General features: G+C 71.9%; 1 protein-coding gene. It reads right to left on the minus strand.

Annotated elements, in window-relative coordinates; translation table 11 throughout:
• Positions 1-11 precede the first annotated feature (11 nt).
• A complete protein-coding gene (locus ABIA38_RS33985) occupies positions 12-13,997 on the minus strand; it encodes an SDR family NAD(P)-dependent oxidoreductase (RefSeq protein WP_424642769.1) in 13,986 nt (4,661 codons plus the stop codon).
• Between the last annotated feature and the right edge of the window lie 204 nt (positions 13,998-14,201).

Genomic DNA, 14,201 nt, shown 5'->3' on the forward strand with positions numbered 1-14,201 from the left:
CGTGGGTCTGTTCAGAGTTCGTTGTCGAGGGCTGCGAACAGCTCGTCGTCCGTCGCCGAGGCGAGATCGTCTTCGGCGTCGATGTCGTCGCCCGTCCGGGTCGCGCCGTTCCAGGTGCGGAGCAGGGCTTGGAGTCGGTGGGCCACCGCCGAGTGCTGGTCGAGCCCCTCCGCACCGGTCCTGAGGGATGCGAACACCGCGTCCAGGCGGTCGAGTTCGGCCAGCAGGGAGTCTGCACCGACGGCGGTTGTCCGGGTCGGCGCGACGCGCGTGTCCAGGTAGTCGGCGAGCGCGTTGGCCGTCGGGTAGTCGAAGACCACCGTGGTCGGCAGCCGCAATCCGGTGGCCGCGCCGAGGCGGTTGCGGAACTCGACCGCGATCAGCGAGTCGAAGCCCAGGTCCTGGAAACCGCGGGCGGCGTCGATCGGGTCGGGCGTGGAGTGCCCGAGGACACCGGCGGCCTCGGCGCGCACGAGGTCCAGGAGCAGGCGGGCCCGCTCGGCCTCGGGCAGACCGACCAGCCGCTCGCCGAGGGCCGCCGGATCGGCGCCGGTGGGCGTGCGCCGGGTGCGTTCGGCCGGTACCCGAACCAGGCCGCGCAGTACGGCGGGCGTGGTCCCGGCGGCGGCCCGGGCGCGCAGTGCGGCCGGGTCGAGCCGGACCGGGACCGCGGTGGCCCGATCGGTACGCAGTGCCGCGTCGAACAGGGCCAGCCCGGCCGCCGTGGGCAGCGGTGCGATGCCCTCCCGGGACAGCCGATCCAGCCCCGTGGCGTCGAGCCGGCCGGTGATCGTGCTGCTCTCGGCCCACAACCCCCAGCCGAGCGAGGTGGCGGGCAGTCCGCTCGCCCGCCGGTGCTGGGCGAGCGCGTCGAGGAAGGCGTTGGCCGCCGCGTAGTTGCCCTGCCCGGCGGTGCCGAGCGTCGCGGTCACCGAGGAATAGAGCACGAAGTGGGTGAGGTGGTGCCGGTCGCGGGTGAGTTCGTGCAGGTGCCAGGCGCCGTCGACCTTGGGGCGCAGGACGGTGTCCAGGTGCTCGTCGGTGAGCCCGGTGAGGATGGCGTCCCTGGTGATCCCGGCGGTGTGTATGACGGCGGTGAGTGGGTGTTCGGTGGGGATGGTGTCGAGGAGTTCGGTCAGGGCGGTGCGGTCGGTGGTGTCGCAGGCGGTGATGGTGATGTGGGCACCGAGGGTGGTGAGTTCGCGGGTGAGGTCGGTGGCGCCGTCGGCGTCGGGTCCGCTTCGGCTGGTCAACAGGAGGTGCTTGGCGCCGTGTTCGGTGATCAGGTGGCGGGCGAGCAGGGCGCCGAGGGTGCCGGTGCCGCCGGTGATCAGGACCGTGCCGTTCGGGTCCGGGGACGTGGTCGCGCCGAGCTCGGCGGTTGCCCGGACCAGCCGGGGGACCAGTACCACTCCGTCGCGCAGTGCCAGTTGCGGCTCGCCGGTGGCCAGGGCCGCGCCGAGCGCCTGCCGGGAGGCGGGGAGTTCGTCGAGGTCGAGGATGGTGAATCGGCCCGGGTGCTCGGTCTGTGCGGTGCGTACGAGCCCCCACTGGGCGGCGGCGGCCAGGTCGGTGACGTCCGCGTCGGGGTCGGTGGCGACGGCGTTGCGAGTGACCAACACGAGGCGGCTGTGCGCCGATCGCTCGTTCGTCAGCCAGTGCCGGAGCAGCGCGAGGGTGTCCCGGGTGGTGGCGGGGATGCTCGCGATCGGATCGCCCGGGTGGGGGGTCGGCACCGCCAGGACCGTGGCGGGGATCCGGTCGGCCCGAAGTGCGCTGAGATCGGGGTGGGTTGCCGTTGCCGTCGCGGCGAGTGGGTCGGTCTCGGCAGCGAGCAGTGTCCACTCGGACAGCGGTGCGTCGGTGGGTCGGGCGGCCGGGAGCCATTCGACGTGGTGGAGGTGCTCGGTGGTGGCGGATCGGGCGGTGAAGGGCCGGAGGGTGAGCGCGTCGATGTCGGCGACCGGGCGGCCGGCGGTGTCGGTGAGGGCGAGCGCGGCGGTCTGGTTGCTGATCGTGAGACGAACTCGAAGCGCGGTGTGGGTGGTTGGGGCGGGGGCATGCAGGCGGGCCCCGGTCCAGGTGAAGGGGAGCGACACGTGGGCCGGGTCGTCGGTGAGCGCGGTGAACGCCAGCGGATGCAGGGCCGCGTCGAGCAGCGCCGGGTGCAGGCCGAAGCCCGCCGGGTCGACGTGGTCGGGGAGGCTCACCTCGGCATACAGGTGGTCGTTCGTCCGCCAGGCCGCCCGGAGGCCCCGGAACGCCGGGCCGTAGTCGAGGCCGGCGGCGGCCAGGGTGTCGTACAGCACGTCGACGTCGAGCGCGGTCGCGTCGGCGGGCGGCCATACCGGCGACTCGGTGGCGGGTTCTTGGGTGTCCCACGACCCGATCACCCCGGACGCGTGGCTGGTCCAGGGCTCGGCGAGCGGGGCGTGTTCGCCGTTCGTCCCGGAACGCTCGGGCCGGGAATGCACGCTGACGGTGCGTCGGTCGGTGTCGTCCGCCTCGGAGACCGCCACCTGGAGTTGCACACTGCCCCCGTCGTCGGGCAGGACGATCGGGGCGTGCAGCGTCAGCTCCTCGACGCCGTCGTACCCGAAGTGCTCGGCGACGTGCAGCGCGAGGTCGATAACGGCGGTGCCGGGGAGGAGGGTGGTGTCGAGGATGGTGTGGTCGGTGAGCCAGGGGTGGGTGGTGCGGGAGAGGCGTCCGGTCAGGACGAGTCGGTCGGTGTCGGCCAGGGGCAGCGCGGCGGCGAGCAGAGGGTGGTCGGTGTGGTCGAGTCCGGCGGACGCTACGTCGGTCTCCGGGCGGGCCGCCAACCAGTAGCTCTCGTGTTGGAAGGCGTAGGTCGGCAGGTCGGTCACGATCGGGCCGTCGGTGGCGAGCAGGGTGTCCCATACCGGCGCGGTCGTGCGGATCAGGGCGTGTGCGACGGCACTGGTCAGGACGGGCGCTTCGGGGTGGGTGCGGCGCAGCGTCGGGATGAAGACCGGCGGGTCGTCGTGGTCCGGGGCGCCTGCGGTTTCCTGGGCGAGCGTGGTGAGCGTGGTGTCCGGGCCGAGTTCGAGATAGGTGCCGACGTTTTGTGTGCGGAGTGTGGTGATGCCGTCGTGGAAGTGGACGGTGCCCCGGATGTGCTCGGTCCAGTAGGCCGGATCGGTGAGTTGTTCGGTGGTGGCGATGGTGCCGGTGGTGTTGGAGATCAGTGGGGTGTGTGGTGCGTGGTAGGTGAGTGATGCGGCGATGGTGCGGAACTCGTCGAGGATGGGGTCCATGTGGGGTGAGTGGAAGGCGTGGCTGACGGTGAGTTCCTTGGTCTTGTGACCGGCCGCGCGGGCCTGCTCGGCGATCTGCCGACTCACCGCCCGGTCGCCGGAGATCACCGTGGCCTGCGGGGCGTTGTGCGCCGCGATCGAGACCAGGTCCTGGTGTCCGGCGAGGAACTGCGCCAACTCGTCCGGAGTCGCGGCGATGGCGATCATCGTGCCGCCGGTGGGGGCGGTCTGCATGAGTCGGGCGCGGGCGGTGACCAGGGTTGCGGCGTCGGGGAGGGAGAGTACGCCGGCCAGGTGTGCGGCGGTGACTTCGCCGATGGAGTGGCCGATCAGGTAGTCGGGTCGGATGCCGTGGTGGGTGAGCAGGTGGTGCAGTGCGGTTTGCAGGGCGAAGAGTGCGGGTTGGGTGTAGCGGGTCTGGTTGAGCAGGTCGGGGTGATGATCGAGCACATCGCGCAGCGGTCGGTCGAGGTGCGGGTCGAGGTGGGCGATCACCTCGTCGAAGGCCGCCGCGAACACGGGGAATGTGGCCCGGAGTTCGGTGCCCATGCCGGGCCGTTGGCTGCCCTGTCCGGTGTACATGAACGCCGTCCCGCCGGTGCCGGCCCGACCCCGTATCGCCGTCGGGCCGGTGCGTCCCTGGGCCAGGGTGGTGAGTCCGGTCAGGAAGTCGTCGTGGTCCGTGCCGACGACGGCCGCGCGGTGGTCGAAGGTGGTGCGTCGGGTGGCCAGCGTGCGGGCGATCGCCGTCGGGTCCGCGTCGGGGTGCGCGGTGAGGTGGGCGTGCAGCCGCTCGGCCTGGCCGCGAAGTGCCTGTGGGGTACGGGCGCTGAACAGCAGCGGCAGCGGCAGCGGCAGTGGCAACGGAGCGGGTCCGGACTCGGTGCCGGATTCCGGTATCCGATCGGTCGCCGGGTGGGTCGCCGGGTGGGTCGCCGGGTCGGGAGTCGGGTCCGGACCGGGTGTCTGTTCGGCTGCCTGGTCGGGTGCCTGCTCGATGATGAGGTGGGCGTTGGTGCCGCTGATCCCGAAGGACGACACCGCCGCGCGGCGCGGGTGATCGGTCTCGGGCCATGGCTCGGCCTCGGTCAGCAGGGCGACCGCGCCGGCGGTCCAGTCGACGTGCGGGGACGGCTCGTCCACGTGCAGCGTCTTGGGCAGCACGCCGTGCTGCATGGCCAGCACCATCTTGATCACCCCGCCGATCCCGGCGGCGGCCTGGGTGTGGCCGATGTTGGACTTCAACGAACCGAGGTAGAGCGGTGGTTCGGCGGGGCGCTGCCGTCCGTAGGTGGCCAGCAGGGCCTGGGCCTCGATCGGGTCGCCGAGCTTGGTTCCGGTGCCGTGCGCCTCCACCGCGTCGATCTGATCCGGCGTCAAACCGGCACTGGCCAACGCCTGCTGGATCACCCGCTGCTGGGACGGGCCGTTGGGGGCGGTCAGGCCGTTGCTGGCGCCGTCCTGGTTGACCGCCGAGCCACGAAGGACGGCGAGGATCGGGTGTCCGTTGCGCTCGGCATCGGAACGTCGCTCCAGCAGGGCCAGCCCGGCGCCCTCGCTCCACCCGGCGCCGTCCGCCGCTGCGGAGAACGACTTGCACCGGCCGTCCGGGGCCATCCCACGCTGCCGGCTGAACTCGATGAAGACGTTCGGCGTGGCCATCACGGTCACCCCGCCGGCCAGGGCGAGCGTGCACTCCCCCTGGCGCAGCGCCTGCGCGGCCAGATGCAGGGCGACCAACGACGACGAGCAGGCGGTATCCACGCTGACCGCGGGGCCCTCGAGGCCGAAGGTGTAGGACACCCGGCCGGACGCGACGCTGCCCGCGCTGCCGTTGCCCAGGTAGCCCTCGAAGCCCTCCGGCGCCCGGCTGAGCAGGCGCGCGCCGTAGTCGTTGTACATCACCCCGGCGAATACCCCGGTCCGGCTGCCGCGCAGCGAGGTCGGCTCGATCCCGGCCCGCTCGAAGGTCTCCCACGCGGTTTCCAGGAGCAGCCGCTGCTGCGGGTCGGTGGCCAGTGCCTCACGCGGGCTGATCCCGAAGAAGTCCGGGTCGAACCCGTCGGCGTCGTACAGGAATCCGCCTTCGCGCGAGTACGAGCGGCCCGCGTGATCGGGATCCGGGTCGTACAGTCCGGCCAGGTCCCAGCCACGCCCGGTGGGGAAGTCGCCGATGACATCGCGGCCGGCGGCGACCAGGTCCCACAGGTCGTTCGGGGTCCGGACCCCGCCCGGGTAGCGGCAGGCCATCGCGATGATCACGATCGGATCGTCGTCCTCGGCCCGAATCGGCGGAGCGGAGACGGGTGTTGCGTCGCCGGTCGGCGCACCCAGGATCTCCGCGCGCAGGAAGACGACGAGAGCCTCTGGGGTCGGGTAGTCGAAGACCAACGTCGCGGGCAGTCGGACGCCGGTCGACGCGGTGAGCCGGTTGCGCAGTTCGACGGCGGTCAGCGAGTCGAAGCCCAACTCCTTGAACGTACGCTCCGCGTCGATGACTTCGGGCGTGGCATGGCCGAGCACGACGGCCACGCCGGAGCGGATCACCTCGAGCAGTTCGGCATCGCGCCGCTCGGCGGGCAGGCCGGCCAGCCGCTCGGCCCAGGTGCCGACGGCGGGAGTGGTGGCGGCCGGTACGCGGCGGGCGGGCACCCGAACCAGGCCGCGCAGTACGGCGGGCGTCGAGCCGGCGGCGGCCCGGGCGCGCAACGCGGCCAGGTCGAGGCGGGCCGGCACCGCCGTCGGCCGACCGGCCCGCAGCGCGGCGTCGAACAGGCCGTGCCCCTCGTCGGTCGATAGCGGTGCGACGCCGCTTCGGGACATCCTGGCCAGATCGGCGTTGTCGAGGTGGCCGGTCATGCCGCTGCTCTGCGCCCACAACCCCCAGGCCAGGGACGTGGCGGGCAGCCCGCTTGCCCGACGGTGGTCGGCGAGCGCGTCGAGGAACGCGTTCGCGGCCGTGTAGTTGCCCTGGCCGGCGTTGCCGAGCGTGGCGGTGACCGAGGAGTAGAGCACGAAGTGGGAGAGGTCGAGGTCGCGGGTGAGCTCGTGCAGGTGCCAGGCGGCGTCCACCTTCGGGCGAAGGACCGTGTCGATGTGGTCGTCGGTGAGCCCGGTGAGGACGGCGTCCCGGAGGGTACCGGCGGTGTGTATGACGGCGGTGAGTGGGTGTTCGGTGGGGATGGTGTCGAGGAGCTTGGTCAGGGCGGTGCGGTCGGTGGTGTCGCAGGCGGTGATGGTGATGTGGGCACCGAGGGTGGTGAGTTCGCGGGTGAGGTCGGTGGCGCCGTCGGCGTCGGGTCCGCTTCGGCTGGTCAACAGGAGGTGCTTGGCGCCGTGTTCGGTGATCAGGTGGCGGGCGAGCAGGGCGCCGAGGGTGCCGGTGCCACCGGTGATCAGGACCGTGCCGGCCGGGTCGAGTTCCCTGGTGTCGGCGCTGGACGTGTCGGGGGCTCGGACCAACCGGGGGACGAACGCGGCGCCTTCGCGGAGGGCGAGCTGTGGTTCACCGCCGAGCAGGGCCGCTTCGAGGGCCTCGTTCGAGGTGTCGTGGTCGTCGGTGTCGATCAGCACGAAGCGGTCCGGGTATTCCGCCTGGGCGGTTCGGAGCAGGCCCCACAGCGGTGCGTCGGCCAGGCCGGGCAGTTCCTCGTCGGGCCGGGCGGCGACTGCTCGGTGGGTGAGTACGGCCAGGCGGGACGCGTCGAATCGTTCGTCGGCGAGCCAGGATTGCAGCACGTGCAGTACATGCCGTGTCCGGGCGCGGGCCTGGGTGGCCGGGTCGTTCGGCGTGGTCGCCGGGGCCGGCGGCGGGATCAGTACGACGTCGGGCACACTCGCCCCGGCGTCCACGGCGGCGGCCAGCCCGGACCAGTCGTCGAACGCGGTGCCGGGCAGGGTCGACGATCCGCCGAGCCTGGCCACCGCGGGGGCATCGGTCCCGCCGGCGATCGTGGTCGGGAGCCAGTCCAGGTGGTAGAGCGACCGGTCGTCGGGCACGGACAGACCGCCGGCGGGAATCGGGCGCAGGGCCAACGACTCGACGGTCAGCACGGGTTCGCCGGTGGCATCGGTCAGCGCGAGCGCCTGTGCATCCGAACCGATCGGGGTCAGGCGTACGCGCAGCGCGGTGGCACCGGTGCCGAACAGGCGGACGCCCCGGAAGGAGAACGGCAACCTCGGCCCGGCCGAGGACTGCGAACCGACGTCGAGGCCGGCCTCCAGGCCGGCGTGCAGCGCGGCGTCGAGCAGCGCCGGATGGATGCCGAACGTGGCCGCCCCGTCGTGCTGTTCGGGCGCCAGGGCAATCTCGGCGAAGCGCTCGTTCCCGACCCGCCAGGCGGCCTGGACGCCCTGGAAGACCGGGCCGTAACCGTAACCGACAGCAGCCAACTCGGCATACAGCTCGTCGGCGTCGATGCGGGTCGCCCCCTCCGGGGGCCAGGGTGTTGCGTCGATCGGTGCGGTGGGTGCGGTGGGTGCGGCCGGCTCGGGTGGCGCGAGGGTGCCGGCGGCGTGCCGGGTCCAGGGCTGCTCGTGGTCCGGATCCTCGGCGCGGGAGTGGATGGTGAGGGCGCGGCGGCCACTGTCGTCGGGCGCGGTGAGTGCGACCTGGAGTTGCACGGCACCGGTGGCCGGGACGACGAGCGGGTTTTCGAGGGTGAGTTCCTCGACGGCGGGCGCGTCGACGGCGTCTGCGGCGTGCAGCGCGAGGTCGACGAATGCGGTGCCGGGGAGCAGCACGGTATCCAGGACGGCATGGTCGGCGAGCCACGGGTGGGTGCGCAGCGAGATTCGGCCGGAGAAGAACCGGGCCTCGGTGTCGGCGAGTTCGGTCGCGGCGCCGAGCAGCGGGTGGGCGGAGGCGGCCAGTCCGGCGGCGGCGACGTCCGCGGTCCCGGAGGGGATGTCCAGCCAGAACGAACGGTGCTGGAAGGCGTAGGTGGGGAGTTGCGGGTCCTGGGCGCCATCGACGGCCGGCGGCGGTAGGTGCGAGGCCAGCGCGCCGTCCACGCCATGCGTATGCAGGGTGGCCAGGCTGGTGGCGAAGCGGTGGTGGGTGCCCTGGTTGCGACGCAGGGTTTCGACGGCCCTGATGCGGCCGGTTGGGTCGGTGTCGGTGATGGCGTGGGTCAGGACCGGATGCGGGCTGGATTCGAGGTAGATCCGGTGACCGTCCTCGGTGAGGCGTTCGATGGTGGGTTGGAGGAGGACGGGGTTGCGGAGGTTGTCGTACCAGTACTGGGCGTTGAGGGTGGTGGTGTCTTGGATGTGGGTGGTGGTGAGGGTGGAGTGGAAGGGGGTGTGGGCGGGTTGTGGGGTGATGGGGGCGAGTTGGGTGAGGAGTTGGTTGCGGAGGGGTTCGACGTGGTGGGAGTGGGAGGCGTAGTCGACGGCGATGCGGCGGGCGCGGATGTTGTGGGTGTCGGTGTGTTGTTGGAGTTCGTCGAGTGCGGTGGCGTCGCCGGAGATGACGGTGGTGGTGGGGCCGTTGTGGGCGGCGATGTGGATGTGGCCGGTCCAGGGTTGGATGAGTTCGGTGGTGGCTTGTGCCGAGAGGGGGATGCTGGTCATGCCGCCGTGTCCGGCGATGGTGGTGATGGTTTGGGAGCGGAGGGCGACGATGCGTGCTGCGTCGTCGAGGGTGAGTGCGCCTGCGGTGTAGGCTGCGGCGATTTCGCCCTGTGAGTGGCCGATGACGGCGTCGGGTGTGATGCCGTGGTGTTGCCACAGGTGGGCCAGCGAGGTCATGACGGCGAACAGGGTGGGTTGTACGACGTCGACCCGCTTGGGGTCGGGGGTGCCGGGCCGGGCGTTGAGGACGTCGATGAGGTTCCAGTCGACGTAGGGTTCGAGGGCTTCGGCGCAGGCGTCCAGGTGGGTGCGGAAGGCGGTCGAGGTGGCGTAGAGGTCGAGGGCCATGCCGTCCCATTGGCTGCCTTGGCCCGGGAAGACGAAGACGGTCTTGCCGGGGTTCGAGGTCGCCGTGCCCTGGATCAGGTCCGCGGTCTCCTGCTGCCGGGCGAGGGCGTCCAGGGTGGTCGTGTGGTTCCCGATGATCACCGCGCGGTGGTCGAACCGGGCCCGTCCGGCCAATACCCGAGCCACGGCGGCCGGGTCCGACTCCGGGTGGCCGGCCAGGTGCTCACGCAGCCGCTCGGCCTGGTTGCGGAGGGCCTGCGGGGTGCGGGCCGACAGCAGCCAGGGGATCGGGAGGGGATCCGCAGCGGCAGGAGGTTGCGGGGCCGGGGCCGGGACCGGGGTCGATGTTGTGGGCGCCTGCTCGATGATCACGTGTGCGTTGGTGCCGCTGATCCCGAAGGACGAAATACCGGCGCGGCGTGGGTGGTCGGTTTCGGGCCAGGGTGTTGTCTCGGTCAGGAGCGAGACCGCGCCGGTGGTCCAGTCGATGTGCGGGGAGGGTTCGTCCACGTGCAGAGTCTTGGGGAGTACGCCGTGTTGCATGGCCAGGGCCATCTTGATGATGCCGCCGACGCCGGCGGCGGCCTGCGTGTGGCCGATGTTGGATTTCAACGAGCCGAGATGGAGGGGTAGTTGGGCGGGTCGGTCCCGGCCGTAGGTGGCCAGCAGCGCCTGGGCCTCGATGGGGTCGCCCAGTGTCGTTCCGGTGCCGTGGGCCTCGACGGCGTCGATCTGGTCGGGGGTGAGGTCGGCGGCGGCCAGGGCTTGGCGGATGACACGTTCCTGGCTCGGGCCGTTGGGGGCGGTGAGGCCGTTGCTGGCGCCGTCCTGGTTGATCGCCGAACCGCGCAGCACCGCGACGACCGGGTGGCCGTTGCGTTCGGCGTCGGAGAGACGTTCCAGGAGCAACAGCCCCACACCCTCCGCCCAACCGGTGCCGTCCGCCGACGAGGAGAACGCCTTGCAACGCCCGTCGGGCGATAGACCACGCTGTCGGCTGAACTCCACGAACATCCCCGGGGTGGCCATCACGGCGGCGCCCCCGGCGAGGGCCAACGAGCATTCCCCGTGGCGCAGTGCCTGTGCGGCCAGGTGGACCGCGACCAGGGAGGACGAGCAGGCCGTGTCGACGGTCACCGCCGGGCCCTCGAAGCCGAACGTGTAGGCCACCCGGCCGGAGGCGACGCTCGCCGTATTGCCGGTGAGCAGGTAACCCTCGAAGCCGTCCGCGGGCTCGTGCAGACGCGGGCCGTAGTCCTGGCTCATCGCGCCCACGAACACCCCGGCGTCCCGGCCGCGCAGGGTCGACGCGTCGATGCCCGCCTGCTCGAACGCCTCCCACGCGGTCTCCAGCAACAGCCGCTGCTGCGGATCCATCGCGGCGGCCTCACGTGGGCTGATCCCGAAGAACTCGGCGTCGAACCCGTCGGCGTCGTGCAGGAATCCGCCCGCTCGGGCATAGGTCTTGCCCGGGACGCCCGGCTCCGGCGAGTACAACTCCTCGATCTGCCAACCCCGATTGGTCGGCAGCGGGGTGATCGCGTCCACGCCGTCCGCGACCAACCGCCACAGCTGATCCGGGGTCCGCACACCGCCCGGATAGCGGCAACTCATCGCCACGATCGCGATCGGATCGTCGTCGCGTGCCGTGACCACGGGAACCCGCCGGTCGCTCGTGGCCTGGACTCCGGAGAACCGCTCCCACAGATGCTCCGTCAGCACCCGGGGGGTCGGGTAGTCGAAGGTGAGGGTCGCGGACAGACTCAGCCCGGTCGCGGCCGCGAGCCGATCGCGGAACTCCACTGCCGTCAGCGAGTCGAACCCCGACTCCTTGAACGTCTGCCCTGAATCCACCGCGTCGGAGGTCGGATGCCCCAGCGCGATTGCGACCCGACTGCGGACCAGATCCAGGAGCACTCGCCGCTGCTCGACCTCCGGGAGGCGACCGAGGCGGCGGGGGAGCGAATCGGTGTCGTCGTGCTCCGGCTCCGCCGGTTCCGTTGGCTGCTCCGGTTCCGCCGGCTCGGCCTTCGGCGCCGCGTCGGGTACCGAGCCACTCGGCGCCGGATCCGGGAGCCAGTAGCGGCGGCGCTGGAAGGCGTAGGTGGGCAGGTCGTCCACCGTGCCACCGATACCGAGCAGCGAGGTCCAGTCGGGGTCCGCTTCGAGCAGGCGGAGTCGAGTGATCGCGGTGGTGACGGTCGTGGCCTCGGGATGCTTGCGGCGCAGCGTCGGGACGAACACCGGCGCAGGGGCCTCGGCATCATCCGTCCCGAGGGCGTCGACCGTCTCCCGGGCGAGGGCGGTGAGTGTGCCGTCCGGGCCCAACTCCAGGTAGGTGGTGACCCCTTCGTGGTGGAGCGTACCGATCCCGTCGTGGAAGCGGACGGCGCCTCGGATGTGGTCGGTCCAGTAGTCGGGATCGGCGAGCTGTGCGGCGGTGGCGAGTGTCCCCGTGGTGTTGGAGATCAGTGGGGTGTGTGGCGCGTGGTAGGTCAACTGTTCGGCCACGGCCCGGAATTCCGCCAGTACGACAGCCATGTGCGGTGAGTGGAAGGCGTGGCTGACCGTGAGTTCCTTGGTCTTGTATCCGGCCGCCCGAGCCCGCTCGGCGATCTCCCGGCCGCGCACCCGGTCGCCGGAGATCACCGTGGCGCGCGGCGCGTTGTGCGCCGCGATCGAGACCAGGTCCTCGTGTCCGGCGAGGAACTCCGCCAACTCGTCCGGCGGCGCGCCGATCGCGATCATCGTCCCGCCTGAGGGGGCGGTCTGCATCAGCCGGCCGCGGGCGGTGACCAGGGTTGCGGCGTCGGGGAGGTTGAGGACGCCGGCGAGGTGTGCGGCGGTGATCTCGCCGATGGAGTGGCCGATCAGGTAGTCCGGTGTGATGCCGTGGTGGGCCAGCAGGCGGTGTAGCGCGGTTTGCAGGGCGAAGAGTGCGGGTTGGGTGTAGCGGGTCTGGTTGAGGAGTTTGGGGTGGTGGTCGATCACGTCGCGCAGCGGTCGATCGAGGTGTGGGTCGAGGTGGCCGATCACCTCGTCGAAGGCCGCCGCGAACACCGGGTAGGCGGCGCGCAGTTCGCGGCCCATGCCGGGCCGCTGGCTGCCCTGCCCGGTGTACATGAACGCCGTCCCGCCGACGCCGGGCCGACCGCGCACCACCCCCGTGCCGCCCTGATCCTCCGTCAGCCCGGCCAGCCCCGCGAGGAATTCGGCCCGCTGCTCGGCGATCACCGCCGCGCGGTGCTCGAAGGTGGTTCGTCGGGTGGCCAGCGTTCGGGCGATCGCCGGTGCGTCGAGCTCGGGACGTGCGGCGACATACGCGTGCAGTCGGCCCGTCTGGTCCCGGAGCGCCTGGGGCGTACGAGCCGACAGCACCCACGGCACGGGTGCGCCGGTCGGTTCCGCCGGTCCTGCGGCTGCCTGCTCGACCGCACTCGCGGGCGGTTCCGCCAGCACCACATGGCAGTTCGTCCCGCCCATCCCGAACGAGCTGACCCCGGCGATCAGCGGCTGCTCGGGCCGGGGCCACGGGCCCGATTCGGTCTGCACCCGCAGGTTCAGTTCGTCGAGCGGGATGTCGGGGTTGGCCGTCTCGTGGTTGAGCGTGGCCGGGAGTACGCGGTGGTGGATGCTCAGCGCGGTCTTGAGCAGGCCGACGATGCCCGCGGCGCCCTCCAGGTGACCGACGTTCGTCTTGGCCGAGCCGACCGCGAGCGGCGGTGCGGCGGGGTCGGTGCGCCGGGTGCCCAGGGCAGCTCCGAGGGCCGCCGCCTCGATCGGGTCGCCGACCCTGGTTCCGGTGCCGTGCAGTTCGACGTATTGGACCTCGTCCGGGCGGACCCCGGCCGCCTCGTGGGCGAGCCGGATGACCGCCTCCTGGGCCTGCGCGCTGGGCACGGTCAGGCCCGGGCCGGCGCCGTCGTTGTTGATCGCGCCGCCTCGGATGACGCAGTACACCCGGTCGCCGTCGGCCAGCGCGCGGGCCAGCGGCTTGAGCACGATCGTGCCGCCGCCCTCGCCGCGTACGTAGCCGTTGGCGCGCGCGTCGAACGTGAAGCAGCGGCCGTCGGGGGACAGGCCGCCGAACTTGGCCGCGCCGATGGTGCTTTCCGGGACCAGGTTGAGGTTGACCCCGCCGGCGACGGCAAGTTCGGACTCGCCGCGCCGCACGCTCTCGTAGGCCGCGTGTACCGCGACCAGGGCGGAGGACTGGGCGGTGTCCAGGGTCAGGCTGGGGCCGTGCAGATCCAGCGTGTAGGAAACCCGGTTGGCGATGATGCCCCGGTTGACGCCGGTCAGGCTGTGTCGGGTGATCGCGTCGGGGCCATGCCGGTGCAGCAGGGTCGCGTAGTCGTCCAACGTGGCGCCGATGAACACCCCGATCGCTCTGCCGGCGAGGGTGCCGGGCACGATGCCCGCGTCCTCCAGGGCCTCCCAGCTCAGCTCCAGGATCAGCCGCTGCTGTGGGTCCATCGACACCGCCTCACGCGGCGCGATGCCGAAGAAGGCGGGATCGAATCCGTCCACCCGATCCAGGAAGCCGCCGTGCCGGGTGGACACCCGACCGGACGCGGTCGGGTCCGGGTCGTAGTAGGCGTCGATGTCCCAGCGGTCCGCCGGTACTTCGGTGATCGCGTCCACGCCGTCGCGCAGCAGCCGCCAAAAGGCCGCCGGATCGGCCGCCTTCGGCAGCCGGCAGGAGATCCCGACGATCGCGACGGCGGCGGACTCGCCGCCGGTGGGGTCGACGTCGGATGCCGCCGTGGTCGCGGCCGGCACGGGCTTACCTGTCATCGCGTGTCACTGCCCCTCGTCGTGAACAGCTCGTGGGCGCCGCGCCGGGCGGGGATGCCTGAGGACCGTTCGTGTGCTGCCGGGCTCCAAGCTCGTGGCCCGCGCTAACGCCGCCCTTTGCCTCGGCTAAAGCCGTCGGGCCGCAGGTCGGCGGGGGTGTACGGGTGGGATGGCGGGCGGTTTCGGGGCATGCCGAAGTCCGGT

This window comes from Embleya sp. AB8, from assembly GCF_049739465.1.
GTDB lineage: Bacteria > Actinomycetota > Actinomycetes > Streptomycetales > Streptomycetaceae > Embleya.